Source organism: Microbacterium sp. Y-01 (assembly GCF_003856715.1).
Lineage (GTDB): Bacteria > Actinomycetota > Actinomycetes > Actinomycetales > Microbacteriaceae > Microbacterium > Microbacterium algeriense.
Genome location: NZ_CP024170.1, coordinates 3539435 through 3565965 on the forward strand (window position 1 = coordinate 3539435; position 26531 = coordinate 3565965).

General features: G+C 70.7%; 27 protein-coding genes. 16 read left to right on the plus strand and 11 right to left on the minus strand.

Annotated elements, in window-relative coordinates; genetic code table 11:
• The first annotated feature begins 115 nt into the window (after positions 1-115).
• From CSX12_RS17020 to CSX12_RS17030, 3 genes are read left to right on the plus strand one after another with little or no spacing between them, the layout of a single operon-like run.
• Positions 116-355 carry a hypothetical protein gene (locus CSX12_RS17020; protein WP_124896574.1) on the plus strand — a complete coding sequence of 80 codons (240 nt, stop codon included), beginning with the start codon at positions 116-118 and terminating at the stop codon, positions 353-355.
• Positions 356-359: 4 nt separating this feature from the next.
• Entirely contained in the window at positions 360-632 is a 273-nt protein-coding gene (locus CSX12_RS17025) for a hypothetical protein (RefSeq protein ID WP_124896575.1), read from the plus strand.
• A gap of 4 nt (positions 633-636) precedes the next feature.
• The gene (locus tag CSX12_RS17030; RefSeq protein ID WP_124896576.1) at positions 637-939 is read left to right on the plus strand and encodes a hypothetical protein; all 303 of its coding nucleotides are present in this window, start codon (positions 637-639) and stop codon (positions 937-939) included.
• Between the two features lie 19 nt (positions 940-958).
• Here CSX12_RS17030 and CSX12_RS17035 read toward each other — a convergent pair whose 3' ends face one another.
• Both CSX12_RS17035 and pyrE read right to left on the minus strand, forming a co-directional pair.
• Entirely contained in the window at positions 959-1861 is a 903-nt protein-coding gene (locus tag CSX12_RS17035) for an ROK family protein (RefSeq protein ID WP_124896577.1), read from the minus strand.
• On the minus strand, positions 1858-2418 hold the full coding sequence (pyrE, locus tag CSX12_RS17040) for an orotate phosphoribosyltransferase (RefSeq protein ID WP_017203446.1): 561 nt from the start codon (positions 2416-2418) through the stop codon (positions 1858-1860). Before pyrE ends, CSX12_RS17035 begins: the two co-directional genes overlap by 4 nt.
• Positions 2419-2455: 37 nt before the next feature.
• Between pyrE and CSX12_RS17045 the strand changes: the two genes are divergently transcribed.
• Together CSX12_RS17045 and CSX12_RS17055 are read left to right on the plus strand one after the other, a co-directional pair.
• The gene (locus CSX12_RS17045) at positions 2456-3301 is read left to right on the plus strand and encodes an exodeoxyribonuclease III (protein ID WP_124896578.1); all 846 of its coding nucleotides are present in this window, start codon (positions 2456-2458) and stop codon (positions 3299-3301) included.
• 100 nt (positions 3302-3401) lie between these two features.
• Positions 3402-4205 (plus strand): Cof-type HAD-IIB family hydrolase, encoded by an 804-nt coding sequence (locus CSX12_RS17055; RefSeq protein ID WP_124896579.1) that lies wholly within the window; start codon positions 3402-3404, stop codon positions 4203-4205.
• A gap of 6 nt (positions 4206-4211) precedes the next feature.
• Here CSX12_RS17055 and CSX12_RS17060 read toward each other — a convergent pair whose 3' ends face one another.
• From CSX12_RS17060 to CSX12_RS17075, 4 genes are all read right to left on the minus strand, one after another.
• Positions 4212-4862: a dihydrofolate reductase family protein gene (locus CSX12_RS17060; RefSeq protein WP_124896580.1), complete on the minus strand. Its 651-nt coding sequence runs from the start codon at positions 4860-4862 to the stop codon at positions 4212-4214.
• A 31-nt stretch (positions 4863-4893) separates the two neighbouring features.
• Entirely contained in the window at positions 4894-5586 is a 693-nt protein-coding gene (locus CSX12_RS17065; protein ID WP_124896581.1) for a helix-turn-helix domain-containing protein, read from the minus strand.
• Position 5587: 1 nt separating this feature from the next.
• Entirely contained in the window at positions 5588-6028 is a 441-nt protein-coding gene (locus CSX12_RS17070; protein WP_124896964.1) for a VOC family protein, read from the minus strand.
• Positions 6029-6115: 87 nt separating this feature from the next.
• Positions 6116-7288, minus strand: a complete 1173-nt coding sequence (locus CSX12_RS17075) for an MFS transporter (protein WP_241160502.1) — start codon at positions 7286-7288, stop codon at positions 6116-6118.
• A gap of 92 nt (positions 7289-7380) precedes the next feature.
• Between CSX12_RS17075 and CSX12_RS17080 the strand changes: the two genes are divergently transcribed.
• From CSX12_RS17080 to CSX12_RS17100, 5 genes are all read left to right on the plus strand, one after another.
• The gene (locus CSX12_RS17080) at positions 7381-8637 is read left to right on the plus strand and encodes a sensor histidine kinase (protein ID WP_124896583.1); all 1257 of its coding nucleotides are present in this window, start codon (positions 7381-7383) and stop codon (positions 8635-8637) included.
• Positions 8634-9344, plus strand: a complete 711-nt coding sequence (locus tag CSX12_RS17085; RefSeq protein ID WP_124896584.1) for a response regulator transcription factor — start codon at positions 8634-8636, stop codon at positions 9342-9344. Before CSX12_RS17080 ends, CSX12_RS17085 begins: the two co-directional genes overlap by 4 nt.
• A gap of 10 nt (positions 9345-9354) precedes the next feature.
• Entirely contained in the window at positions 9355-10524 is a 1170-nt protein-coding gene (locus CSX12_RS17090) for a benzoate/H(+) symporter BenE family transporter (RefSeq protein ID WP_124896585.1), read from the plus strand.
• A 214-nt stretch (positions 10525-10738) separates the two neighbouring features.
• A complete protein-coding gene (locus tag CSX12_RS17095) occupies positions 10739-11623 on the plus strand; it encodes an ATP-binding cassette domain-containing protein (RefSeq protein ID WP_017203458.1) in 885 nt (294 codons plus the stop codon).
• 89 nt (positions 11624-11712) lie between these two features.
• The gene (locus CSX12_RS17100) at positions 11713-12765 is read left to right on the plus strand and encodes an ABC transporter permease (protein WP_124896965.1); all 1053 of its coding nucleotides are present in this window, start codon (positions 11713-11715) and stop codon (positions 12763-12765) included.
• A gap of 110 nt (positions 12766-12875) precedes the next feature.
• On the opposite strand, the gene CSX12_RS17105 is transcribed toward CSX12_RS17100, so the two are convergent.
• Positions 12876-16343, minus strand: a complete 3468-nt coding sequence (locus CSX12_RS17105) for a bifunctional proline dehydrogenase/L-glutamate gamma-semialdehyde dehydrogenase (RefSeq protein ID WP_124896586.1) — start codon at positions 16341-16343, stop codon at positions 12876-12878.
• A 136-nt stretch (positions 16344-16479) separates the two neighbouring features.
• Here CSX12_RS17105 and CSX12_RS17110 point away from each other — a divergent pair, with 136 nt between their 5' ends.
• On the plus strand, positions 16480-17388 hold the full coding sequence (locus CSX12_RS17110; RefSeq protein ID WP_017203461.1) for a LysR substrate-binding domain-containing protein: 909 nt from the start codon (positions 16480-16482) through the stop codon (positions 17386-17388).
• Between the two features lie 119 nt (positions 17389-17507).
• Positions 17508-18095, plus strand: coding sequence for a nitroreductase family protein (locus CSX12_RS17115; protein WP_124896587.1), 588 nt, complete (start codon positions 17508-17510; stop codon positions 18093-18095).
• A gap of 67 nt (positions 18096-18162) precedes the next feature.
• On the opposite strand, the gene CSX12_RS17120 is transcribed toward CSX12_RS17115, so the two are convergent.
• Together CSX12_RS17120 and coaBC are read right to left on the minus strand one after the other, a co-directional pair.
• A complete protein-coding gene (locus tag CSX12_RS17120; protein ID WP_124896588.1) occupies positions 18163-20382 on the minus strand; it encodes an AAA family ATPase in 2220 nt (739 codons plus the stop codon).
• Between the two features lie 135 nt (positions 20383-20517).
• Positions 20518-21717, minus strand: coding sequence for a bifunctional phosphopantothenoylcysteine decarboxylase/phosphopantothenate--cysteine ligase CoaBC (gene coaBC, locus CSX12_RS17125; RefSeq protein WP_124896589.1), 1200 nt, complete (start codon positions 21715-21717; stop codon positions 20518-20520).
• Between the two features lie 68 nt (positions 21718-21785).
• Between coaBC and CSX12_RS17130 the strand changes: the two genes are divergently transcribed.
• Positions 21786-22496, plus strand: coding sequence for an NRDE family protein (locus tag CSX12_RS17130; RefSeq protein ID WP_124896590.1), 711 nt, complete (start codon positions 21786-21788; stop codon positions 22494-22496).
• 57 nt (positions 22497-22553) lie between these two features.
• Positions 22554-23561, plus strand: a complete 1008-nt coding sequence (locus CSX12_RS17135) for a LacI family DNA-binding transcriptional regulator (protein WP_124896591.1) — start codon at positions 22554-22556, stop codon at positions 23559-23561.
• Positions 23562-23572: 11 nt separating this feature from the next.
• Here CSX12_RS17135 and CSX12_RS17140 read toward each other — a convergent pair whose 3' ends face one another.
• Positions 23573-24547 (minus strand): helix-turn-helix domain-containing protein, encoded by a 975-nt coding sequence (locus CSX12_RS17140; RefSeq protein ID WP_017203466.1) that lies wholly within the window; start codon positions 24545-24547, stop codon positions 23573-23575.
• An 85-nt stretch (positions 24548-24632) separates the two neighbouring features.
• On the opposite strand from CSX12_RS17140, the gene CSX12_RS18555 reads away from it, so the two are divergent.
• Together CSX12_RS18555 and CSX12_RS17145 are read left to right on the plus strand one after the other, a co-directional pair.
• On the plus strand, positions 24633-24794 hold the full coding sequence (locus tag CSX12_RS18555; protein WP_017203467.1) for a hypothetical protein: 162 nt from the start codon (positions 24633-24635) through the stop codon (positions 24792-24794).
• Positions 24795-24813: 19 nt separating this feature from the next.
• Positions 24814-25290 (plus strand): hypothetical protein, encoded by a 477-nt coding sequence (locus tag CSX12_RS17145; RefSeq protein ID WP_124896592.1) that lies wholly within the window; start codon positions 24814-24816, stop codon positions 25288-25290.
• A 14-nt stretch (positions 25291-25304) separates the two neighbouring features.
• Here the strand turns inward: CSX12_RS17145 and CSX12_RS17150 are convergent, their stop codons facing one another.
• The gene (locus CSX12_RS17150) at positions 25305-26522 is read right to left on the minus strand and encodes a glycosyltransferase (protein WP_124896593.1); all 1218 of its coding nucleotides are present in this window, start codon (positions 26520-26522) and stop codon (positions 25305-25307) included.
• Positions 26523-26531: the final 9 nt, after the last annotated feature.

Below are 26531 nucleotides of genomic sequence, written 5' to 3' on the forward strand. Positions count from 1 at the left end.
CTCCTCCACGCCTCGCGATCCTCGCGACCTGTTCACAGATGCTGGAATACCGCCGCGCACCCCAGCGAGGGCGGCGTAACGTCATCGTCACACCCATCTGCAGAGGAGCGCAAACGTGTCCACGGAGGTTCTCGCGATCGTCGTCAGCGCGATCGGCATCGTCCTCACCCTCGGCACGAGCCTCCTCGCCGCCGGGGCCTGGATGGTCCGCCGCATCGACGACCGGATCGACGCGGTCGACGAGAAGCTGAGCGCCCGCATCGACGCCGTCGCCGCCGACGCCACCGACCTCAAGATCGCCGTTGCGCGACTCGAAGGACCACCCCGGCACCTGCTCACCACAGGGAGAGGGTGAACTCGTGAGCCCGGAGACCCTCACCATCATCCTGAGCGCAATCGGCGTCGTCCTGACGCTCACCACCAGCCTCTTCGCCGCCGGCGCCTGGATGGTCCGCCGCATCGACGACCGGATCGACGCCGTCGACGAGAAGCTGAGCACCCGGATCGACGCCGTCGACGACAAGCTGAGCGCGCGAATAGACGCGGTCGCGACCGACGTCACCGACCTCAAGATCGCCGTTGCGCGACTCGAAGGACCACCCCGGCACCTGCTCACCACAGGGAGAGGGTGAACCCGTGACCCCGGAGATTCTCACCATCATCCTGAGCGCAATCGGCGTCGTCCTCACGCTCACCACCAGCCTCTTCGCCGCCGGGGCCTGGATGGTCCGCCGCATCGACGACCGCATCGACGCCGTCGACGACAAGCTGAGCACCCGGATCGACGCCGTCGACGAGAAGCTGAGCACCCGGATCGACGCCGTCGACGACAAGCTGAGCACCCGCATCGACGCGGTCGCGACCGACGTCACCGACCTCAAGATCGCTGTCGCGCGACTCGAAGGACCACCCCGGCACCTGCTCACCGCGCGCCGATGAGCGGGATCCGCTGATAGACCTACCGCAGGACGAGAGCGGCGGCGCCGATGAGCGGGCCCTCGTCGCCGAGTCCCGAGCGCACGACGCGGGTCCGACGGGAGTAGTCGTGCGCCGCACTCGCGGTGAGCGCATGCTGCACGAGGTCGATGTAGTCGGAGGAGACACGAGAGAAGCCGCCGCCGATAGCCACCACATCCAGGTCGACGAGGGTCGCGGCATCCGCCAAGGCTTCGCCGACGGCCCTTGCCGAACGCTCGATCGCGGCGCGGGCGACCGCGACGCCGGCTGCGGCATCACGGGCGAGATCTTCGCCGGTCGCTCCGCTCCAGCCCTGCTCCTGCGCCCACGCTGCACTCGCCGGGCCCGAAGCGATCTCCTCGAGGGTGAGCCCACCCTCCCGGCGCACCTGACCGAGGTGGCCGGCATTCCCGGTGGCACCGGGCACGTAGGCGCCGCCGACCACGAAGCCTCCGCCGACACCGGTGGAGACGACGATCGACAACGACGCCCCGGCCTCCTGCGTGGCGCCGAGCCACGATTCGGCGAGCGCGAGAGCACCCCCGTCATGGCCGAGCGTCGTCGGGATCTCGCGCCCCAGGACGACGGCTGCGGCCGTCGCGACCGCCTCGACCAGGCCGAATCCTCGGGCGAGCGGCATGTTCACGGGCATGATCTCGCCGCGTGTGCGGTCGACCGGACCCGCGCTGCCGATGCCGGCGCCGACAAGCTCGGCATCGGCGGCCAGTGCCGCGAGGGCGTGCTCGACGATCGCGACGACCGCGGCGTTCAGCGAGGCGGGCGTGGTTTCGCGGCCGGTCGCCTGACGGCTCCGACTGCCGTCGACGAGCGCACCGTCTTCAGAGACGAGCGCGGCCTCCATCTTCGTGCCGCCGACGTCGACGGCCAGCGCGTAACGGGTCACTGGGGGTCGAGTCCGAGATCGTCGAGGTCGAACGCCGCGCGCCACTCCAGACCCTCGGCTTCGATGGCCGCCTGGGCTCCGGTCTTGCGGTCGACGATCACCGCGACCGCGACGACCTCGGCGCCCTCCTTGCGGAGCGCCTCGACGGCCTTGAGCGCGGACTGCCCGGTGGTGGACGTGTCTTCCAGGACGACGACGCGCTTGCCCTTGACGTCGGCGCCCTCGATCTGGCGGCCGCGACCGTGGTCCTTGGGCTCCTTGCGAACGACGAACGCGTCGAGCGGACGGTCGGTGCCGACCGAGGCGTGCAGGACCGAGTTCGCGATCGGGTCGGCGCCGAGCGTCAGGCCCCCCACAGCGACCACGTCGAGGTCGCCGATCAGGTCGAGCATGATGCGGCCGATCGCGGGTGCTGCGCGGTGGTCCAGCGTGAGCTTGCGCATGTCGACGTAGTACGTCGCCTTCTTGCCGCTGGAGAGGGTGAAGTCACCGTGGAACACCGCCTCATCCTTGATCAGGTCGAGAAGGGTCTGGCGGTCTGCGTCGAGTGCGGTCACGGCATCCAGTGTAGGAGGCAAGCCCTAGGCTGGACGCATGCGCTTGGCCACCTGGAACGTCAACTCCATCCGCACCCGCGTCAACCGCACCGTCGAGTTCGCCGTCCGTGAAGACATCGACGTGCTGGCGATGCAGGAGATCAAATGCAAGCCGGAGCAGTTCCCGTATGCGCCGTTCGAGGAGGCCGGGTACCACGTCGAGGTGCACGGCCTGAACCAGTGGAACGGTGTCGCTATCGCGAGCCGCCTGCCCATCACCGACGTGCGGACCGCGTTCGACGGAATGCCGGGGTTCGCGAAGGGTCACGAGGGGCCGGATGCCCCGCTCGAGGCGCGGGCGTTGGGGGTCATGGTCGACGGCGTCCGGGTGTGGAGCCTGTACGTGCCGAACGGCCGCTCGCTCGACGACCCGCACTACCTGTACAAGCTGCACTGGCTGGAGCAGCTGAAGAAGTCGACCGCTGCCGAGCTGTCGGCGAACCCCGAGCTCCCGCTCGCTCTGGTCGGCGACTTCAACATCATCCCGTTCGACCATGACAACGGCGACCCCGACATCGTGGTCGGACGTTCGACGCACGTCTCCCCTCCCGAGCGCGACGCGTTCTTCGCGTTCCAGGACGCGGGTCTCACCGATGTCGTGCGCCCGCTCCTGCCCGAGGGCTTCACGTACTGGGACTACCAGCGCCTGAAGTTCCCGCGCAACGAGGGCATCCGCATCGACTTCATCCTCGGGTCGAAGACGCTGGCCGACGCGGTCACCGGAGCGTCGATCCACCGGAACGAGCGCAAGGGCGAGCAGCCCAGCGACCACGTGCCCGTGGTGGTCGACCTGGACTTCGGCGGCGCCGAGGTCGACGACGATCTCCCGATGATCTTCTCCTAACCCTTCGACAGGCTCAGGGACCCATTCCATGACAGGCTCAGGGACCCATTCCATGGCAGGCTCAGGGACCCATTCCATGACAGGCTCAGGGGCGCATCCCATGCGGCTGATCGCGACCGACCTCGACGGCACGCTGCTCGACTCGTCGTCCGCGGTCACGCCCCGCACCCGCGCCGCGCTCGACGCTGCGCGGGAACGCGGCATCCACGTCGTCCCGGTCACGGCCCGCCAGCCCATCGGGCTGCGCACGCTCGCGGCCGATGCGGGATTCGACGGCTGGGCGCTGTGCAGCAACGGCGCCTATGCGGTGCACCTCGATGACGGGCGGATGCTGTTCGCCGAGGAACTCCCGTCCGACACGATCCGCGCGCTGGCCGAGGCGCTCGGCGCGAGCATTCCCGGCCTGCTGTTCGCGAGTGTGCGGGAGGGCGGGGAGAGCTTCGTCGCCCAGGAGGGGTACGCCGCGATCGCAGCCCTGTCCGACCACAAGCGCGACCCCGCGACGATGGGCGGAGTGCCCCTGGAGCAGGTGCTCGCCGCGCCCAGCCTGAAGCTCGTGATCCGGCATCCCGAGCTCGCGCCCGTCGCCCTGTTCGACACGCTGCGCTCGCTCGGGCTCACCGGCTTCGAGGCGACTCTCTCCGGAGCCCCGTTCGTCGAGGTCATGGCCGAGGGCGTCACCAAGGCGACCGGCCTGGCGCGGCTGTGTGCGCACCTCGGGATCGACCGCGCAGACGTCGTCGCCTTCGGTGACGCGCTCAACGACGTCGAGATGCTGCGCTGGGCGGGGCATGGCGTCGCGATGGGACACGCCGGCCCCGAGGTCGCGGACGCGGCCGACGAGGTCGGCGGCACCAACGATGAGGACGGCGTGGCCCAGGTGATCGAGCGGCTGCTCGGCTGAGCCCGTTCACCCGAACGTGCCGACCTCCGGCACCCGTTCCGTCCGGCCGTAGCGGAGGAAGGTGACGCCCGCGTCGTCCGTGACGGCGGGCTCGAGCAGCCGCAGCACGGCGGGCAGCGCGCCGTCGTCGAACACCTTCTTCCCCGCGCCGAGCAGCAGCGGGTACACCCAGAGGTTCAGCTCGTCGAACAGCCCCTCCGCGAGGAGCGTGTGCACGAGATCGAGGCTACCGATCACGTGCACCTCACGGTGGGTCGCCCGCAGTTCGGCGATCTCCGCCGCAAGGTTGCCGCCGACCCGCGTGCTGCCCGCCCAGTCGAGCGCGATGTCGGCGTCGCGGGTCGCCACGTATTTCGGCACCCGATTGAACAGGGTTCCGATGTCGCCGGACTCCCCCTCGGTGTGAAGCGGCCAGTACGAGGCGAAGATGTCGTACGTGCGGCGGCCGAGCAACAGCGCGTCGAGTCCGCGCATCCCCGCTTCGACCTGCGGCCCGGTGCCGGGCGAGGGGTAGCCGGCCTGCCACCCGCTGAAGCGGAAGCCCCCGGAGGTGTCTTCGTCGGTGCCACCCGGCCCCTGGGCGACGCCGTCGAGGCTCAGGAAGAGGTCGATCAGGATGCGACCCTGTGCCGTGTCCTGTGCGGGGTTCGTGTTCATGTCCTGCTCCTTTGCATGGTGGTCATGAAGATCAGACGTGCAGTTCCGCGTGCATCCGCGCGATGTGGAAGGTCGCCGCGAAGGCATCGAGCCAGGATGCCTCGCCGCGGACGACGGCGACGACATCCTGCGCCACCGCCTCGCCGGGAGTGATCTCGCCGCCGATCAGCCGTCGGATGCCGGGACCCGCGACGATCACGGCATCGGGGTCGCCGTCGGGAAGGCGCCCACCGACGGGCGGCGCGGGCGGCGCGAGCTGCGCGACCGACAACTCTCCCTCGCGCACCGAGGCGCGCAGCGCGACGTCACCCACGTGCAGTTCGTACTCGGCGTCCTCGGCCGCATCCGGCTGGAACGCCGTGCGCAGCGCCATGGTGAGGGAGTCGGGCGTGACGACGTCGCCCTCCTCCGGATCTCCCATCGCCTGAAAACCCCAGCGTCCGAGCGCCAGCATGATGGGCTCGAACGACCGCCCGTACGGGGTGAGCTCGTACACGAGGCCGCAGTTCAACAGCGGAACCCGTCGGACGACGCCGCCCTCCTGCAGCTCCTTCAGGCGCGTGGAAAGGATGTTGGTCGGGATGCGCGGCAGCCCCTGCTTGAGGTCGGTGTAGCGACGGGGCCCGACGAGCAGATCGCGGACGATGAGCAGCGCCCACCGCTCCCCGATCAGCTCGACGGCCGTCGTCACGCCGCAGTACTGGCCGTAGCTGCGCGCCGCCATGTCAGGCCGAAGCCGCGTGGTCCGCCACGTGGTCCGGACCGTTCTCGACCGCTTCGGGCGTCATGTAGAGGAAGCCCAGCGAGTTGCCGTCGGGGTCGTCGAGGTCGCGCGAGTACATGAAACCGTAGTCCTGCGCCGGCTTGGGCTCCGCTCCTCCGGCGGCGAGACCCTTCTCCAGGATCGCGTCGACCTCCTCGCGGGAGTCTCGACTGAAGGCTACCGAGACCTGCGCGACCTCGTGCGGGTCGGCGATCGGCTTGTCGGTGAACGTCGCGAAGAACTCGCGCTTGAGCACCATGAAGTAGATATCCTGCGACCAGACGATGCACGCGGCGTTCTCGTCGGTGAACTGGGGGCTGATCTCACAGCCGAGCGCCGTGTAGAACGACTTGGCTCGCTCGAGATCGCTGGTGGGCAGGTTGACGAAGACCTTGGTCACGATGACTCCTCTGTCGATGTGGTGACGGGTTATCACCGTCGAAGTAAGCTTGCAAAAAACAAGCAGGCTTGTCAATAGCAAGTACGCGAGTCAGACTTCCGTGCCCGACCTCGAGCGCAGCCCGAAAAGGGCCAGCGCGCCGGCACCGGCGGTGAGCGCCGCGACGACGCCGAGGCCGACGCCCGGGACGGTGGCCGTGGCCACGGCTCCGGCGACGAGAGGACCGCCCGCGTCTCCCAGCTCTCGACCGAGTTCGGCGCTGCCCATCGTGCGCCCCATCCGCTCCGGCGGTGTCGATGCGGCGAGGTGCGAGAAGGCGACCGGCGTCGCCGCGCCTACCCCGGCCCCGACGAGGACGGCGGTCGCGATAAGGACGAGCGGCATCGTCCACATTGCCGCGAGCGCGACGCCCACCGCGATCAGGAGCAGACCGCCGACGGAGCCGAGCCGCACCGAGACGCGCCCGCGATCGTGCCAGGCGCCCATGAGCGGCTGCACCGCGCTCGACACCACGGCCAGGACGGTGACGATCGCCATGCTGCCGACGGTCCCGAGTCCTTCCTGTCTGCCGATCAGGGGAAGGAAGCCGACCGCCACGGCGAGCGCGCCCGTCGTCGCCGCGAGCACGAGCGTGGGCACCAGGAACCCCGGGGCGAGCAGCTCGTGACCCAGGTCGACCAGGGTCACGCGCTTGCGCGGCAGCACGGGCACGGCCGGAACCGCGAACGCCACCCAGGCCGCGGCGCCGAGACCGAGCACAGCCAGCGCCCAGAACAGCGCGGGGATGCCTCCCCACACCACGAGCACGGCCCCGAGGAGCGGACCGAGCGCGTAGCCGAGGCTCTTCCAGGAGCCGTAGCGGCCGAAGTAGCGGCCGCGCGTGGAGTCGTCGGTCAGCCGCGCCACCGCCGCCGAGGAGGCGGGAGAGAAGGCCGAGGCGGCTGCGCCCTGTCCGAACCGCGCGATGACGAGTCCCAGCATCCCCGGGGCGAGGGCTCCGAGCATCGAGAACGCCGCGAAGGCGAGCAGCCCGCCCACGATCACCGGGCGCACCCCGACCCGGTCGCTGAGCGCGCCGAACAGCGGCTTCAGCAGCACCTCGGCGAGGTCGTACAGCGCGAGGGTGAAGCCGAAGGCGAGCAGCGTCCACCCGATGTCCTCGGTCTCGGCGCCGAGCGCCGCGGCGATGCCGTGTGCTCCGAAAGCGGTCGTGAATCCGGCGAGGTACAGGGGAGCCAGGCGCGGGCGCGGCGAGGAGGTCACATCTGATCCTGACAGATCGGCGGCATCCGGACGCTCCCGCATCCGCCCCTCGGGGGATGCGCGCGGCTCGGACCCCGCCGTACGGTGGAGGGATGTCCGCCCCGTTCACCCGCACGCCGACGGAGCGCGACCGCCGCGGCGACCTGCTCCTCGCGCTCGTGCTGTTCGTCGGGGCCGTCCTCAGCGCGGCGCTCTCGTCGATCGCGCAGATCTACGGCGACGAGCAGGCCGAGCTGTGGACCGCACTCGTCTACGCGGTCGTGGTCGCCGGTCCCCTCGCCTTCCGTCGCCGCTGGCCCGGCACCGTCGCGGTCGTCGTCTCGCTCGCATACTTCACAGCCGTGACGATCCGCGTGCCGGAGATCTACGTCGGCAACATCGCCATGTTCATCGCCCTGTACACGGTCGGCGCCTGGATGAACGACCGGCGCCGCGCCCTGATCGTGCGGGTCGCGATCATCATCGGCATGTTCGTGTGGCTGATCATCACGATGTACCGCGATGCGATCAGCGAGGCCGACAAGGCCGACGTCGTCGCGGGCGCCATGTCGCCTTACGTCGCCTTCATGCTGATCCAGATCCTGCTGAACGCCCTCTACTTCGGCGGCGCGTACTACTTCGGCGAGCGCTCCTGGGCGGCGGCGGAGCAGCGGTCGGTGCTCGAGCTGCGCACGGCCGAATTGGAACGCGAACGCGAGGTGACCGCCGCGCAGGCGGTGGCGCTGGACCGGGTGCGCATCGCGCGCGAGCTGCACGACGTGGTCGCCCACCACGTGTCGGTGATGGGCGTGCAGGCCGGCGCCGCTCGGCTGGTCCTGGAGCAGGATCCCGCCCGGACAGCGCAGATCCTCACGGGCATCGAGAACTCCGCGCGCGACGCGATCCAGGAGCTGCGACGGCTGCTGGAGACTTTGCGGACGCCCGGCGGCGAGACGACGGACACGGCTTCCACCGTCACGCTCGACGACATCGCCGCGCTCGCCGACGCATCGACCGAGGCCGGCCTTCCGACCGCGTACACGGTGATCGGCGAGGCCGTGGAGGTGCCGTCCCTCGTGGCCGTGAACCTCTATCGCATCGCTCAGGAGTCGCTCACGAACGCGCGCCGTCACGCCGGCTCCGGAGCCACCGCCGACGTCCGGGTGCGCTACGACGCGGACGGGGTCGAGGTCGAGGTCGTGAACACCGGTCGCGGCATCGCGCAGCTGCGCCCCGGCCTGGGCCAACTCGGGATGCGGGAGCGCGCCGCGGCCTCCGGGGGGACGCTCGAGGTCACGCCGCGTCCGCTCGGCGGCCTGCGCGTGCGCGCGAGGGTGCCGCTGCCGGTCGGATCGGGCGTGGCTCGGTGAGCGCCCGCATCCGCGTGCTGCTCGTCGACGACCATGCGCTGCTGCGCGCCGGTTTCCGCACGATCCTCGAGACCCAGCCCGACATCGCGGTGGTCGGCGAGGCCTCGACGGGAGCAGAGGCCGTGACGAAGGCGTCCGCCCTCCGTCCCGACGTCATCACGATGGACGTCCAGATGCCGGACATGGACGGCATCGAGGCGACCAGACGCCTGGTCGCGGATCCCACCGTGCGGTCGGCCATTGCGATCGTCACCACCTTCGACCGCGACGACTACCTGTTCCAGGCGCTCGACGCCGGAGCCAGCGGCTTCCTGCTCAAGAACGCCGGAGCGGAGGACCTGATCGCCGCCGTCCGCGCCCTGGCCGCGGGCGACGGGATGCTCGCCCCCGAGGTGACCCGCCGCGTGCTCGCCCGGTTCGCGAACCCCGCCCCCTCCCCTGACGTTCCTCACGCATCGCGCACCCGGGAACGGGGCGAGAGCGCACTCATCGAACCCCTCACCGACCGGGAGGCGGACGTGCTGGCGCTGCTCGCCGATGCCCGCAGCAACGCTGAGATCGCGCGAGCGCTGTTCATCGGCGAGGCGACCGTCAAGACGCACGTGTCGCGGATCCTGCAGAAGCTGGGCGCGCGCGACCGCGTGCAGGCGGTCGTCCTCGCCCACCGCTTGGGTCTCGCCGAGAATCCCGGCCGACCTCCGCGATAACCTCGGAGCCATGCCCGCTGCCGCTCCGCTCTCCCGTCCGATCCTGGCGGGCGTGGTGACCGCTCTGGTCGGGTTCACGAGCTCGTTCGCGGTGGTGCTCACCGGACTCGACGCGGTGGGTGCGGATGCGGCGCAGGCAGCCAGCGGCCTGCTCGCAGCGACCCTCACGATGGGACTCGCCTGCGTCGTGCTCGCGTGGCGGTATCGCATGCCGATCACCGTGGCGTGGTCGACGCCCGGCGCGGCCCTGCTCGTCGCGACCGGCACCGTCGAGGGCGGGTGGCCGGCGGCGGTCGGCGCCTTCCTCGTGACAGCCGCGCTGATCCTGCTCACCGCGCTGTGGCCGGCGCTGGGCGCTCTGATCGCGCGCATCCCCCCGTCGATCGCCCAGGCGATGCTCGCCGGCGTGCTGCTGCCGCTCTGCCTCGCGCCCATCACCGGCATCGTCGCGAATCCCTGGGGCGTGATCCCCGTCGTGCTCACCTGGCTGGTGTGCGCACGCCTGGCCCCGCGTTGGGCCGTGCCGCTCGCCTTCGTGGCGGCGGCGGCCGTCGTCGCCGTCTCCCTCGCGCAGGAGCGCGCGCCGTTCGATCCCGGGCTGCTGGTTCCGCGCCTCGAGCTGACGGCGCCGGTGTTCACGGTCGGCGCGCTCGTGGGGCTCGCCCTTCCGCTGTTCATCGTGACGATGGCCTCGCAGAACGTGCCGGGCATCGCGATCATGCGCAGCTTCGGCTACGAAGTGCCCTGGCGACCGGCCATGCTGGTGACCGGCGTCGGCACGGCCCTCGGCGCGACCGCCGGCGGGCACGCCATCAACCTCGCGGCGATCAGTGCGGCGCTCGCGGCCTCCCCCGACGCAGACCCCGACCCCAAGCGTCGCTGGGTCGCAGGGGCCTCGACCGGTGTCAGCTACCTCGTGCTCGGAGGCTTCTCCGCCGCGTTCGCCGCCCTGGTGGTGCTCGCACCCGTCGCCGTGATCCCTGCCGTGGCCGGTCTCGCCCTCTTCGCCGCGTTCGGCTCGTCCGTGCAGCAGGCCATCGACGACCCCGGCGAGCGCCTCCCCGCGGTGGTGACGTTCCTGGTCGCAGCATCCGGCATCTCCGTGCTCGGCGTGAGTGCCGCCTTCTGGGCACTGGTCGCCGGCCTCCTCGTCCGCACCGTCCTCCACACCTCCCGCTGACCCCCGTCCCTCCCCTCCTCCCCTCCTCCCTCCCTCCTCCCATTCCGCCGAGTGCACGGCTTCGCGTCGAGTGCACGGCTTCCGCGCGCGAGCATCCCGCGCACTCGGTGACCACCCGTGCACTCGGCGCCGGTTGGGGGGAGGGGGGAGGGGGGTCCGCCGTGCGGGGGATGTTGCGGAGGGCGGGGGTCCGTAGCGTGAGGGCATGACAGGAATGCTCGAACTCTCCGGCATCACCAAGAGCTACGGCTCTCGGCGCGTGCTCGACGACGTGTCCTTCACGGTCGCCCCCGGGCGGCTCACGGGATTCGTCGGCGGCAACGGCGCCGGCAAGACCACCACCATGCGCATCGTGCTCGGACTGCTGTCCTCGGACGCCGGACGGGTCGACCTGGACGGCGCACCGCTGACAGCCGCCGACCGCCGCCGCTTCGGCTACATGCCCGAAGAGCGGGGCCTCTACCCGAAGATGAAGGTGCTCGAGCAGATCGTGTACCTCGCGCGCCTGCACGGCTTCGGCAAGGCGGACGCCACGGACCGCGCCACCGCGCTGCTGACCGAACTCGGCCTGGGCGAGCGGCTGAACGACACGATCGAGTCGCTCTCGCTCGGCAACCAGCAGCGCGCGCAGATCGCGGCGTCGCTCGTGCACGACCCCGAGGTGCTCATCCTCGATGAGCCGTTCTCCGGCCTGGACCCCCTCGCGGTGGACGTGGTCGCCGGAGTCCTGCAGTCCAGCGCGGCCAAAGGCGCGTCGATCCTGTTCTCCTCCCACCAGCTCGACGTGGTCGAGCGGCTGTGCGACGACCTGGTGATCCTCGCCGGCGGCACGATCCGCGCGGCCGGCTCCCGCGACGCACTGCGTGCCGAGCACGCCCGCGACCGCTACGAGCTGGTGTCCGCGGGCGACGCGGGGTGGCTGCGCACGGAACCCGGCGTGACCGTCATCGACTTCGAGGGCGGATACGCGCTCTTCGACGCCGACGGGCCGGAGACCGCCCAGCGCGTGCTGCAGTCCGCCGTCCAGCGCGGCGACGTCGCCAGCTTCGCCCCCAAGCATCCGTCCCTCGCCCAGATCTTCAAGGAGGTCATCCAGTGAGCACCTCGACCCCTTCGACCCCTTCGACAGGCTCAGGGACCCAGAGGCCGGGGACTCAGAGGCCGGGGACCCAGGTCAGCAGGAACGGCATCTGGCTCGTCGCCGAGCGCGAGATCGGTTCGAAGCTGCGCAGCAAGGCCTTCCTGATCTCCACCGGCATCCTGCTGGTCCTCGCCCTCGCCGGCATCCTGTTCGGCGGGTTCGCCAGCAAGAACACCGAGGCCATGCCGATCGCCGCGACCGCGGAGACCGCCTCCGCCGTCTCCGCCATCCCGGACGTCGAGGTCACCGAGGTGCCCGACCGGGCCGCGGCCGAGAAGCTTGTGCGCGACGGTGAGGTGGACGCCGCTGTCCTCGACGGCGACGGCCCCTCCGGCTACACGGTCATCGCGAAGCAGGATGCCCCGAGCTCCCTGGTCGCGGCCCTGTCGATCTCACCCGAGGTCGTCATCCTGGAGCCCGCGACCACCAACCCGCTTCTGCGGTACTTCATCGCGATCGCCTTCGGGCTCGTGTTCATGATGGCTGCGGCGACGTTCGGCGGCACGATCGCTCAGAGCATCGTGGAGGAGAAGCAGACCCGGGTCGTCGAGGTGCTGCTGTCGGCGATCCCGGCACGCACCCTCCTCGCGGGCAAGGTGATCGGCAACACGGTCCTCGCGATGGGGCAGATCCTCGCGCTCGCTGCGGTGGCGACGATCGGTCTGATCGTCACGGGTCAGCGCGAGGTGCTCACGACCCTCGGCGCGCCGATCATCTGGTTCGCGGTGTTCTTCCTGTTCGGCTTCATCCTGCTCGCGGCGATGTTCGCGGCCGCGGCATCGATGGTGTCGCGCCAGGAGGACATCGGCTCCACGACGACGCCGATCACGATGCTGATCATGGCGCCGTACATCCTGGTCATCATCTTCAACGACAACCCGCTGGTGCTGACGATCATGTCGTACGTGCCGTTCTCGGCCCCGGTCGGCATGCCGATGCGCCTGTTCGTGGGCGAGGCGCAGTGGTGGGAGCCGCTGCTGAGCCTGGTGATCCTGCTCGCGAGCTGCGTGGCCGCGATCGTCATCGGCGCGAAGATCTACGAGAACTCGCTCCTGCGCATGGGCTCCCGCGTCAAGCTGTCGGAGGCCCTGCGCGGCTGACGCTCTTTCCTACCGCGAGACCCCGCCTTCGCGCCGAGACCCCCTGCTTCCCGCGTGGGAAACAGGGGGTCTCGGCGCGAACCCGGGGTGTCGGCGGAAGGGCCGACGGGTCAGATCACGCCGTCGGCCAGAGTGGTGGGATTGCCGAAGCGGTGGTTCGTGATCGACACGGCCTGCTCGTGCAGGAACGGCAGCATCTCGACGCGGCCGGCCCCGGTCACGGCGTGCGGCCACACCGCGACGTCAGGGCTGCCCCCGAGTGCCTCGTGCAGGGCGGACGCGTCCCCACCGATCAGACGGACGCGCTGCCACGAGTTCGCGGCCTTGGCGTAGCGCTTGGTCCACGCGGCATCCGACTCGTGGGCGACCGCGATGCCCTGAGCACGCAGCGCCTTCTCGACGCGCGAGGGCAGGGCCGGGGCCGACACCGTGAACGGACTGCCGCTGCGGAGGGCGGCCGCCAGCACGCGGATGCCGTCCGCCACGGGCGCGTCCTCCGCGATCCGCACGTCGACGGCGACCGGACGGTAGCGGAACAGGTTGCGCTCCACACCGAGGCCGGACTTGTCGCTCACGGCGCCGAACTCGTCGATCCAGGCACGCTCGTCGGATGCGGCAGCACGCTGCAGCCACTCCGCCTCGGCCGCCTCGACCTCGGAGGACGCCGCCTCCAGCAGTGCTCGAACGGCGGGGACGACAGCCGCCCCCGGAGCCGCGGCCGGCAGCTCGGCGCGCGTCCACTCGCCGAGACCGAAGAGGTAGTTCGGGCCACCGGCCTTGGCCCCGGCGCCGACGGCCGAGCGCTTCCATCCACCGAACGGCTGACGCTGCACGATCGCGCCGGTGATGCCGCGGTTCACGTACAGGTTGCCCGCCTCGACGCGGTCGAGCCAGGTGGCGACCTCCTCGGAGTCGAGCGAGTGGATGCCGGCGGTGAGGCCGTAGTCGACCGCGTTCTGCAGGCGCAGGGCCTCATCCAGGTCCTTGGCGTGCATGATGCCGAGCACCGGGCCGAAGAACTCCGTGAGGTGGAAGTACGACCCCTCGCGCACGCCGGTCTTCACGCCGGGCGTCCACTGCTTGCCTTCGTCGTCGAGCTTGCGGGGCTCGACCAGCCAGCGCTCGCCCTTCTCGAGCTTCGTCAGCGCGGTGAGCAGCTTGCCGTTCGCGGGCTCGATGATCGGACCCATCTGCGTGGCAGGGTCATCGGGCAGGCCGACGCGCATCGAGGTCACGGCATCGACCAGCTGCCGTTCGAACCGCTTCGAGTCGGCGACGGAGCCGACGAGGATCGCGAGCGACGCGGCCGAGCACTTCTGCCCCGCGTGGCCGAAGGCGCTGCGGGCGACATCCGCCGCCGCCAGGTCGAGGTCGGCCGACGGGGTCACGATGATCGCGTTCTTGCCGCTGGTCTCCGCGAGCAGCGGCAGGTCGGGTCGGAACGAGCGGAACAGCTGCGCCGTCTCGTACGCGCCCGTCAGGATCACCCGGTCGACCGACGGGTTCGCGACCAGCCGCGTCCCCAGGTCGCGCGAGGCGAGATCGACAAGCGCGAGCAGGTCGCGCGGCACGCCGGCGGCCCACAGCGCCTCGATCATCACCGCACCGCAGCGCTGGGTGAGCTTGGCGGGCTTGATGATGACGGCCGATCCGGACGCGAGCCCGGCGAGCACACCGCCCGCGGGGATGGCGACCGGGAAGTTCCACGGCGGTGTGACCACGGTCACCTTCGACGGCACGAACTCGGCGCCGGAGACGGTCTCGAGGTCCTTCGCCCGCTCGGCGTAGTAGTGCGCGAAGTCGATGGCCTCGCTGATCTCGGGGTCGGCCTCGGCGATGGTCTTGCCCGCCTCGTGCGCCATGATCTCGATGAGCTCACCGCGTCGGGCGGCCAGCTCGTCCCCGGCGCGGTGCAGCACGGCGGCGCGCTCGGCGGCGGGCAGGGCCGCCCACTTCTCCGCGGCCGCCGTCGCCGCCGCGAAGATCCCGTCGAGTTCGTCGGCGGTCTCCACCTTGGCCAGCGCGATGCTGTCGAGGCCCAGCGTCGACCCCACCGAACGGCTGAGGATCTCGCGACCCCAGGCGCGGTTCGCCGCGATGGCCGGATCGGTGTCGGCCTGATTCGCGAAGCCGGTGGTCGCATCGGGGAGAGCCTCCGCGGTCCGGTCCTGCACCCGGTGGGCGGCCGGGACGTACTGCGGCTCGTCGGTCGCGAGGGCGGCCAGCGAACGCTCGAAGCGCTCCCGCTCCCGGGTGAGCAGCGTCGGGTTCGAGGCCAGCTCGAACACCGCCGACATGAAGTTCTCCGGGCTGGCGTTCTCTTCGAGCCGGCGGACCAGGTACGCGATCGCGACGTCGAACTCGGCCGGGTTCACCACCGGCGTGTAGAGCAGCAGGCGGCCGACGTCCTTGCGGACCGCCTCAGCCTGCCCTGTCGCCATCCCGAGCAGCATCTCGTACTCGACAGCCTCGGTGACGCCACGGGACTTCGCGAGCAGCCAGGTGTAGGCGATGTCGAACAGGTTGTGGCCGGCGATGCCGATGCGCACGGCGTCCAGGCGCTCCGGCGTCATGGCCCAGTCGAGCACGCGCTTGTAGTTGGTGTCGGAGTCCTGCTTAGTGCCGTAGGTCGCGAGCGGCCAGCCGTGGATCGCGGCGTCGACCTCCTCCATCGCGAGGTTCGCGCCCTTGACGACGCGCACTTTGATCGGCGCCCCACCCTTGGCGCGGCGGGCGGCCGCCCACTCCTGCAGGTGCTGCATCGCGCCGAGAGCGTCCGGCAGGTAGGCCTGCAGCACGATGCCGGCCTCGAGGTTCTCCAGCCCCGGCTGGTCGAGGATGCTCGTGAAGGCCGCGATCGTGAGATCGAGGTCGCGGTACTCCTCCATGTCGAGGTTGATGAACTTCTGGGTCCCTGAGCCTGTCGAAGGGTGCTTGGCCTCGGCACGCGCGGCGAGCTCGTAGAGCGGGGTGAGCTTCTCCACGACGTCTGCCACGGCCTCGTCGAACGACCACATCGACAGCTGGCTGACGACGCTGGAGACCTTGATCGAGACGTAGTCGACGTCGTCGCGGGCGAGGAAGTCGCGGGTGCCCTGCAGACGGTGTCCGGCTTCGCGCTCGCCGAGCACGGCCTCGCCGAGCAGGTTGAGGTTGAGGCGGTTGCCGCTCTTGCGCAGCTTCGCGATGGCGGGTCCGAGCTTGGACGGCGTGGCGTCGAGCACGAGGTGCCCGACCATGGCGCGCAGCACGCGGCGGGAGATCGGCACGACGACACCGGGGAGCTTCGGCGCCCAGAAGCCACCCGTCTTGATCGCGGCGCGCAGGTAGCCGGGGAGCAGCGACGGGGTGATGTCGCTCAGCTCGGCGAGCTTGCGTCCGGCGACCCGCAGGTCCTCCGGGCGCATGACGCCGTCGACGAAGCCGACCGTGAACGCGAGTCCGTTCGGGTCCTTCAGCACCTCGGACAGCCGCTGGGCGGCCGGCTCGACGGGGTGGGTCTCGCTCTCGGCGAGCCACCGCTGCACGAGCGCGGCGACCTCTTCGGTGCGGGGAGTGGTGTCATCGATGACAGACATGGGGCGGGTACCTTCCTCGGCGTCGCACACCCGGGTGTCGTGTGCGGCTGGATCATTGTCCAGCCGCTCGGTAGGCTCCGTCTATCAACCGATTTGCGTGAATTCTGTTCAGTCACGCTGAACGAATGGAGCGGGCGTGCTGGACGTCAACCGACTGCGGATGCTCGTGGAGCTCTCACGCCGCGGCACCCTCTCCGCCGTGGCCGACGCGCTCTCCTACAGCAAGGCCTCGGTGTCGCAGCAGCTGAGCGCCCTGGAGCGCGACGTCGGGGTGCCGCTGCTGCGCCGCGTGGGCCGTGGCGTGCAGCTCACGCCTCAGGGCACCGTGCTCGTGGCCGAGGCGATCGGCATCCTCGACCAGCTCGAGCACGCCGAGGTCGCCGTCGCCGAGTCGCTCACCGAGGTCACCGGAACCGTACGCGTCGCGGTGTTCCAGTCGACGGCGCACTCACTGCTCCCCCGAGCGCTCGCCGCCCTGGGCGAGCGGCACCCCGCCCTGCGCGTCGAGGTCACCGAGCGCGACCCCGAGTCGGGGCTGGTCGGGGTGTCCAGTCGCGACTTCGACCTCATCCTCGCGGAGCAGTACCCCGGACACACGCGCCCCATCCACGCGGATCTCGACCGGGTCGTGCTCGCCCACGACGCGATCGCCCTCGCCCGACACCCGGGATCCGCGTCGCACGTCGACGCCGTCGCCGCGCTGTGGTCCACCCGCGGGGAGCCCTGGGTCCTCGAACCGGCGGGCACGGCCTCCCGCGCGTGGGCCGAGCAGCTGTGCCGCACCGCGGGGTTCGAGCCCGATGTGCGGTTCGAGATCGCGGACCTCACGGCGCACGTGCGACTGATCCACGCGGGACTGGCCGTTGGCCTGCTGCCCGAGCTCGTGTGGGCCGGCGACACCCCGACCGTGGACCTGTCGCCCCTCCCGCACGAGCCTCGGCGCGAGATCTTCTCGTCCGCGCGACGGGTGTCGGCCGCGGCGCCGTCGATCCGCGCGGTGCGCAGTGCCCTCGCGGACGCCGCCACCCGGAACCTGCCGGTCTGAGCCGAGGCGGAACGCCGGCATCCAGCAGGAACATCGGGAATATGCATGCACATGCATCTGTTTCCTCGGGATGTACCCGGACGACGGAGTCCGATCCATCCCGTCTGAAAGGCACTTCCGTGAGCACTCCCGTCATCGACCGCACCGCACCGACCGAGCACCCCGTCCTCGACGTCCTCGCCGGCCGCTGGAGCCCCCGCGCCTTCGACGCGCAGAACACGATCGACGAGGCCAAGCTCGCCACCGCGCTCGAGGCCGCCCGCTGGAGCCCGTCCGCCAACAACACCCAGCCCTGGCGCTTCATCGTCGCCCGTCGCGGCACCGCGCTGCACGCGCAGGTCGTCGACGCGCTGATGGGCTTCAACCAGGCCTGGGCCGGAAACGCCGCCGTCCTCGTCGTCGCGATCGCCGAGACCGAGACGGCCGACGGCACCCCGCTCACCCACGCCCTCTACGACCTCGGCCAGGCGGTCGCGCACTTCTCCGTTCAGGCCCACCACGACGGGCTGCTCGTGCACCAGATGAGCGGCTTCGACCCGGAGGTCGTCCGCGAGTTCGCCGACCTCGAACCGCGCTTCGTCCCCGTCACGGTCTTCGCCGTCGGCGAGTTCGGCGACATCGAGGCCCTGCCCGAGGTCCTGCAGCAGCGCGAGGTCGCCCCGCGCGTGCGCCGCCCGATCGCGGAGACGGTCATCCTCAGCGCCTGACCCCGACACACGAAAGGCCCGGTATGCGTCACGCATACCGGGCCTTTTCGCTGTGCGCCGATGCTGATCAGTCGTCGAGGAGCTCGGCCTCGATCACGTCGTCCTCGTCGGCGGACGATGGCTCGGGGTCGGGGGTCGTCGCGGTGAGCACGAGGCCCGATCCGTCGGCGGCCACGTCCACACGAACCGTGTCGCCGTCCTTCACGTTGCCCGACAGCAGGGCGGTGGCGAGCTTGTTCTGCACCTCGCTCTGGATGAGGCGGCGCAGCGGTCGGGCACCGAACAGGGGGTCGTAACCCCGTTCGGCGAGCCAGGCCCGCGCGTCGGGGGTGACCGCGAGCGTCAGGCGACGATCACGCAGCCTGTCGTGCAGCTGGTCGACGGAGAGCTCCACGATCTGCGCCAGGTCGTCTTCGCTCAGAGCCGAGAACATCACGATGTCGTCGAGACGGTTCAGGAACTCCGGACGGAACGCCTGCCGCACCAACGCCATCACCTGCTCGCGCTTCTGCTCGGGCGAGAGGACAGGGTCGATGAGGATCGGCGAGCCCAGGTTCGACGTGAGGATGAGGATCACGTTCGAGAAGTCGACCGTGCGCCCCTGGCCGTCCGTCAGGCGCCCGTCGTCGAGCACCTGCAGCAGCACGTCGAACACCTCGGGGTGCGCCTTCTCGACCTCGTCGAGCAGGACCACGCTGTACGGACGACGCCGCACGGCCTCGGTCAGCTGACCGCCCTGCTCGTAGCCGATGTATCCGGGAGGGGCGCCGACGAGTCGCGACACGGAGTGCTTCTCGCCGTACTCCGACATGTCGATGCGCACCATGGCGTGCTCATCGTCGAAGAGGAACTCCGCCAGCGCCTTGGCCAGCTCGGTCTTGCCGACGCCGGTCGGACCGAGGAAGAGGAACGAGCCGGTCGGACGACCCGGGTCGCTGATCCCCGCGCGCGAACGGCGGACGGCGTCGGACACGGCCTTCACCGCGTCCTTCTGCCCGATCAGGCGCTTGCCGAGCTCGTTCTCCAGGTGCAGCAGCTTCTCGCTCTCGCCCTGCAGCAGCCGCCCGACGGGGATGCCCGTCCACGCGGCGATCACGGCCGCGATGTCCTCCTCGGTGACCTGCTCATTCACCATGCGCGGCTCGCTCGAGGCGGTGGCCTCGGCCTGCTCCGCCTCCGCGATGTCGCGCTCCAGACGTTTGATGGTCTCGTACTCGAGCTTGGACGCCTTGGTGTAGTCGGCGTTGCGCATGGCGAGGTCGCGCTGGGTGATCGCGTCGTCGAGCTGCTTCTTCAGCTCGCCGACCCGGTTGAGGCCCTGACGCTCACGCGCCCAGCGGGCTTCGAGCTCTGCCAGCTCCCGCTCCATCTCGACGAGGTGTTCGCGGAGGGTGCCCAGGCGCTCCTTCGAGGCCGCATCCTTCTCGCGCTTGAGAGCGAGCTCCTCGAGCTTCATCCGGTCGACCTGGCGCTTGAGCTGGTCGATCTCGACGGGCGAGGAGTCGATCTCCATCTTGAGCCGCGACATCGACTCGTCGATCAGGTCGATCGCCTTGTCGGGGAGCTGACGCGCGGGCAGGTAGCGGTTGGACAGCGCGGCGGCCGCGACCAGCGCGCTGTCGGAGATCGTGACTCCGTGGTGCGCCTCGTACCGCCCCTTGAGGCCGCGGAGGATCGCGATCGTGTCCTCGACGGTCGGCTCACCCACGTAGACCTGCTGGAAGCGGCGCTCGAGGGCGGCGTCCTTCTCGATGAACTCGCGGTACTCGTTGAGAGTGGTCGCCCCGATCAGCCGCAGCTCGCCGCGGGCCAGCATCGGCTTCAGCATGTTGGAGGCCGCGACGGACCCTTCGCCGCCGCCGGCGCCCATGAGCACATGGAGCTCGTCGATGAACGTGATGACCTGACCGTCGGACTCGGTGATCTCCTTGAGGACCTGCTTCAGCCGCTCCTCGAACTGTCCGCGGTACATCGCGCCGGCCACGAGGGCCGAGATGTCGAGCGTGACGAGCTCCTTGTCCTTGAGGGACTCGGCGACGTCGCCCGCGACGATCCGCTGAGCGAGACCCTCGACGACGGCGGTCTTGCCGACGCCGGGCTCGCCGATCAGCACCGGGTTGTTCTTCGTGCGACGGGTGAGCACCTGGCTCACGCGTCGGATCTCGCTGTCGCGTCCGATCACGGGGTCGAGCTTGCCCTCCCGGGCGCGGTCGGTGAGGTTGATGCCGAACTGCTCGAGGGCGGACTGCTGCTCTTGGTTCTGGTTGCCGGTCTGCGGGGTGGTCATGCGCTCCTCCTTGGAGATGCTCCTTCTGGTCGTCTCCCGTCAGCCGAAGTGGAAGACGGGATCAAAGTTGAGTGGTATTGACTCAAGTTTAGCACTCGCCCGGATTCTCCTCCAGCCCCCTTCCCCGGCCCGGGGTCAGCGCTCCCGCACGATCGCGTCCCAGATCGCGGAAGCGACCGCCCGCTTCGAGCCGGACGCGACGCCCGCGTCGACACCGCCGGGACCGAGGATGCGCACCGCGTTCTCGGCCCGCTCGAAACCGCGCTCCCAGCCCACCTCGTTCACGACGAGCAGGTCGACCCCCTTGCGCTGCTGCTTCCCCCGCGCCCGGGCGAGAAGCTCCGCCTCATCCTCCGGCGTCTCCGCCGCGAAGGCGACGACCAGCTGCCCGGAGCGTCGCGCCGCGGCGAGCGCGGCGACGATGTCCTCGTTCTCGACGAGCTCGATCGTCGGCACCCCGCCCGCCTCCTTGGTGAGCTTGCGGTCGGACACCTGCAGGGGTCGGTAGTCGGCGACCGCAGCCGCCATGACCACCACATCGGCCTCGAGGGCCTCGCGCTTCATCACCTCGGCGAGTTCGGCCGCCGCGCCCACCGCCACCACGCGGATCGCAGGATGACGCACGTCGGCGAGCACATCCGCCGAGACGTTCGCGGCCACCACCGTCACCTCGGCCCCGCGGGCGGCAGCCTCCGCCGCGAGCGCCACCCCCTGGCGACCGCTGGAGCGGTTGCCGAGGAAGCGCACCGGGTCGATCGGCTCGCGTGTGCCGCCGGCCGAGACCACGACCCGCACGCCGGCCAGGTCACCGGGAGCCAGCAGGGCCTGGGCCGCAGCGAGGATCTCCTCCGGTTCGGACATCCGGCCGGGGCCGCTGTCGCCGCCGGCGAGCTCTCCATCGGCCGGACCCACGACGTGCACTCCCCGCTCCCGCAGCGTGGCGATGTTCGCCTGCGTCGCCGCGTTCCGCCACATCTCGGCGTGCATGGCCGGAGCGATCAGCACCGGCGCCTCGGTGGCGAGCAGCGTCGTGCCGAGGAGGTCGTCGGCGAGGCCGGCGGTGATCTTCGCGATCGAGTTCGCGGTGGCCGGCGCCACGATCACCAGCTCCGCCGCCTGACCGAGAGCGACGTGCCGCACCTTCGCCACGTCCTCGTGCACGCTCGTGGTCACGGGGTGGCGGCTGATGGCCTCCCAGGTGGGCGTCCCGACGAACCGCAGCGCATCCTCGGTGGGCACCACGGTCACGTCGTGCCCGCCCTTCGTGAGCAGGCGCACGAGGTGCACCGTCTTGTACGCGGCGATGCCGCCTGTGACTCCGACGACGATGTTCACGTCTCGATTCTGCCCCAGCATGCGCCGCTGCGGGCCGACGTCGGTGACCGCGACCTAGACTTGCCCCCGTGTGCACGGTCGTGATCGATGTCGAAGGTGCCGGTTCCGCACGACTTCTCGCGGTCCGCGATGAGGATCCGCTGCGCGAGTGGGACGCCCTGGGCGCCTGGTGGCCCGACCGTCCCGGCGTGATCGGGATCCGCGACCGCCGTGCCGGAGGGGCGTGGCTCGCCGCGAATCCCGCCGAGCGCCGCCTCGCCGTGCTCCTGAATCGCGCGGATGTGAGCGACCTCCCCGACGCGCGCGCCGTGTCGCGGGGGTCGCTCGCCCTCGACTCGGTGGTGGGCCGCTCCCCCGTGGCACCGCTGCCGATGCACGGCTTCAATCTGCTGGAGGTCGGGCCGGACGGCGCGCGCGTGCTGTCGTGGGACGGCATCGACCTGCGAGAGACGGCGATCGCTCCCGGCACGCACATGATCGCCCACGACGACCTCGACGACGACACCACGCCGCGCATCGCCGCCTGGCTCCCCGAGTTCCGGGCGCTCGGTCCGACCGCAGACAGCCCCGACTGGACCGCCGCGTGGACCGCGCTGCTGGCCGCGTCCGCGGAGCTCCCGCCGGAGGACGACCGGGCGATCATCCGCGACAACCGTCCGCACGGCTATCCCACGCAGTCGCTGCTGTACGCGACGGCGGCCATCACCCCGGACGCCCTCGAGGTGCGCGACCACGCCCTCCCCTCCCCCGCCCACTGGGACGACGGGACGACTGCGTAGTCATCACCGGGAGCTCGCGGTCTAGCATGGGAAGCCCGGCACGGAAGAGGAGGGCCCATGCCGTCGAAGTCCCGCGGTGCGACCAGCGTCGACGTCGCGCGTGCGGCCGGTGTCTCCCAGACGACGGTGTCGCGCATCGTCAACGGTCGCCAGGGCGTCTCGGAGCACGTCAGAGCCAAGGTCGAAGCGGCCATCCAGCAGCTCGACTACCGCCCCAACCTCAGCGCCCGCAGCCTCGTGACCAGCCGCACCCAGACGATCGGCGTCGTGCTCGGCGATCCGCGCAACAGCTACTACGCCGAGCTGCTGCACACGATCAGCGACGACCTCAACCGCGCCGGGTACCGCGCGCTCATCCTCAGCGGGCGCGCCGACACCACGGAGGACCTCGCCAGGACACTGCGGGAGACCAACGTGGACGGCGTGATCCTGACCACGACGCTGCTCTCGCCCGATGACGAGGGACGCATCGTGTCCCTCGGTGTTCCCGCGGTCACCATGGGCCCCGGCGCCGTGACCGCGAACGATTCGATCTCGCCCGACAACGTCGACGGCGGACGGATCGCGGGGCGCCATCTGACCTCCCTCGGTCATCGGCGCATCGGAGTGATCGCCGGACCTCTCCGGACGACGTCGGTGCGCGATCGCCATGAGGGCTTCCTCGCCGAGCTCGAGGCCGCCGGCGTCTCGTTCGATCCCAGCCTCCTCGACGTCGCCGATCTCGACTACGCGCGCGCGTTCGACGCCGCGACGCGTCTGCTCCAACTGCCGGAACCGCCCACGGCCCTGTTCTGCCACAACGACCTCGTGGCATTCGGCGCGCTGAACGCCGCGCGGGCGCTCGGAACCGGCGTCCCCGAGCAGGTCTCCGTGCTCGGCTTCGACGATGTGGCCATGTCGTCGTGGCAGGCTTTCGACCTCACGACCGTTCGCCAGCCCATCCTCGACATGGCGCACGGCGCTGTCGAGCTGCTCCTGGCCCGCCTCGCCGCTCCGGAGCAGGACGCCGCGCACGTGCTCCTCCCCTGCTCGCTCGTCGAACGCTCCACCACCCGCGCGATCTGAGCGACCGCGGCTCAGGCCGCAGGAACCGCGGGCTCCTCGGCGCAGGAGAACCGGGCACGGTAGGCCGTGGGCGTGAGGCCGAGCACTCTCGCGAAGTTCTGCCGCAGCACGGCTGCCGATCCGAAGCCGCACTCGTCGGCGATCTGCTCGAGGGAGAGATCGGTGCGCTCCAGCAGGCGCTGTGCGTGGATGATGCGCTGTCGTGCGAGCCAGGCAGCCGGGGTTGCCCCGTACTCCGCTTTGAAGCGGCGCGCGAAGGTCCGCGGCGACATCAACGCCCGCGCGGCCAGCTGATCGACGCCGAGATCTTCGCGGAGGTGCTCGACCGCCCAGTCGGCGACGGCGGCGAGGGAGTCGGTGGGCACGACCGGGATCGGGCGATCGATGAACTGCGCCTGCCCCCCGTCACGCTGCGGAGGGACGACCATGCGGCGCGCGATCCGATTGGTGAGCTCGGCCCCCACCTCCTGGCGCAGCAGGTGCAGGCAGGCGTCGATCCCGGCGGCCGTGCCGGCACTCGTGATGATCTTGCCGTCCTGCACGAACAGCACGTCGGGGTCGATGTCGATCTGGGGGTACATGTCGGCCATGACGTGCGCGTACATCCAGTGGGTGGTCGCCCGCCGCCCGTCGAGGACTCCGGCCGCGGCGAGGATGAACGATCCGCTGCACACGCTCATGACCCAGGCTCCGCGCGCGACGGCGTGCCGGGCGACGTCCAGCAGCAGCGGGTCGATGTCGGCCCACCGCTCACGCGGAACAGGGCAGAACACGACGAGGTCGGCCTCGTAGGCGTAGGAGAGGTCGTGCTCCACGTTGATCGAGAAACCGATCTTCGACGTCACCACGCCCGCCCGCGGCGCCACGATGCGGAAGTCGAAGTTCGGGACGCCGTCGTCGGCGCGATCCAACCCGAAGGCCTCGCAGGCGACCCCGAATTCGAAGGGGGCGAACCCGTCCTGGATGACGCAGGCGACCGTCTTCATGCACACTCCCGAATGGCAGATTTCCTACGCTCGCGGTCTGATCTGCCACTCGTGGCGGTTCAGCATCGAACGTAGCGTTTCTGCCATGATACTCATCATCCTCCTCATCGCCCTCGCCGCCTGGGGTGTCATCGCCAGCATCGTGGAACTGCGTCGCGACGGCTACCGCCGGACGCCGACCGACTGGAGCCGCGTCGCCGGCCGCGACATCGGCCAACACGCCGAGTCCGGCCACATCTACCGCTGACACGGCTACGCTCATCCTCATGAGCGAGCCCGTGCAGCCCCCCGCCGCGCATCTCCCCGCAGCACCGCAGTATCCCGCGGCCCCGCCGTATCCCGGCCCCGGCCACCCGCAGGCACATCCCGCGGCGCCGCCGTATCCCGGTCCCGGCCACCCGCAGCAGGCGTACCCCACCACCCCAGCGGCGGGCACCGGCAACCCCCTGGGACGAGCGGCATTCATCATCGCGATCGTCACGCTCGCGATCAACCTCTTCTCGTCGCTCGCCCGGCCGTACTTCTACACGGCGAGCGTCGGCTACGACGCCGTCATCGTGCTCGACAACCTCATCGGCGTCGCCTCGTTCTTCGTGTACGGCCTGGCGCTGGTGCTCGGTTTCATCGCCGTGCGGCGAGCGACCGCGCACCTGCTCGCCGGCATCGCGATCGGCGTCGCCGGAGCCGGGATGATCGGACTCGCCTTCACGTGGATCACCGTCACGCTCTACCGCTTCCTCTGAGCCGGTGAAGCCACTCAGCGCCCGGTGAGCACCCGTTCGTACACCGCGATCATCGCGGCGGTGCGCGACGACTGACGGAACGCCTGCGCGACCGCCGGCAGAGGCGTCGGCGCCGATCCGTCGACGATGTCGGCTGCCGCGCGTCGGAGGGTCTCGGCGAGGGCGCGGGCCCGCTGCTCCTCCCGCTCCCGGGGCGCAGCGGAGGGGTCCGCCTCGGGGACGGCCCAGAGCCCGCCGCCGAGCTCCGCGGCGATATCGGGGTCGCAGATCACCGAGGGCGTGCCGAGGGTCGCCGCCTCGAACGGGGTCATGCCCTGCGTCTCGAAGCCGATCGAGGTCTGCACGAGGGCGTCGGCGGCGGCGATGCGGGCCAGGGTCTGCGGGTAGGTCAGACGACCGGCGAAGCGGATGCCGTCCCGCCCGCGGACGATCCGCTCGGCCGCGGCACGCTGGGCGCCGCCGCCGATGATCTCCAGCTCCGCATCGATCCCGGACGCGAGGAACGCCTCCAGGAACGGCAGCAGGCGCTTCTCGGGACTCATCCGCCCGAGCCACACGAACCGGGGCCGTCCCGGCGCCCGTACGGTCGGCGCAGCGGCGAGGATCTCATCGCGCAGGTCGTCGTCGATGCCGTTCCAGATCACGTCGACGCGAGGGAACACGTCATGCTCCTCGAGACGGCGCGCGAAATGGGTCGAGGGCGCGGTCACGGCGGCCGCCCCCGCGGCGATTCCCCGGAGGAAGGCCCAGCCGTCCGTCCCCCGCACCGGGTCGCCGGTGCCGCCCATCGCGGCACGGCGCCAGACGTTGAGCACGGCAAGGGCCGGGCGGTGCAGCGGGGTGACGGCGGCGAGGCCGACGTCGACGCGGTTGTGCATCGTGTGCACGACGGGGATGCCGTGGCGTGCGGCATACCTGTGGCCGATGAACGCGCCCCAGAAGTCGGCCTGCACGTGCACGAGGTCGACCGGCGGGCGTCGCGTCATCGCGCGATCGAGGAATCGGTCCGTCGCTCGTCCCGGCCAGCTCATCGAGTACTCGCGGTCCACCGTGATCGGCAGGGACGGCAGATCCACGGATGACCCGCTGGAGGTGCGCCGGACGTGCATCCGCGGCGCGACGACCGTGACGGTGTGCCCCGCGCGTTCGAGGAATGCGCGCTGCAGCCGCATCGACACCTGCGCGCCCCCGAGGGAGTCGAGGTGCTGATCGCCGAAGAAGACGATGTGCATGTCGGGCCG